Origin of the sequence: Neisseria sp. P0008.S004 (assembly GCF_051962755.1) — a bacterium.
Taxonomy (GTDB): Bacteria; Pseudomonadota; Gammaproteobacteria; order Burkholderiales; family Neisseriaceae; genus Neisseria; species Neisseria subflava_A.
Window position 1 is genome coordinate 1 of record NZ_JBQCUZ010000049.1, and the last position, 263, is coordinate 263.

Consider the following 263-nt stretch of genomic DNA (forward strand, 5'->3'; position numbering starts at 1 on the left):
CTGTTTTTCCAGCGTTTTGAGGCGTGTGTTCATTTAGCTCAAACTGTTGATATAAACGGCATTTCGCGCCCAGTGTTTGTATCCCGACATCGGGAAAATACCGGCCAGATTCTGGCCGCTTTCGGTAATGCTGTGGGTAACTTATGTACCCCCCCCGCTAAAACCACCCAAGGGGGCGGGACAACAGTTACCCCCACCCTTACCCTAAGCGGCCACCAACAGGCCGGGTATTTTCCCCTTTGGGGGTAACAAAACAGGGCGCG

1 pseudogene is annotated in these 263 nt (G+C 53.6%); it reads right to left on the reverse strand.

The features are described 5' to 3' along the window. Window positions 1-33 precede the first annotated feature (33 nt). Window positions 34-141, reverse strand: a pseudogene (locus ACTHSW_RS10900) (UDP-3-O-(3-hydroxymyristoyl)glucosamine N-acyltransferase); the annotation flags it as partial. Window positions 142-263: the final 122 nt, after the last annotated feature.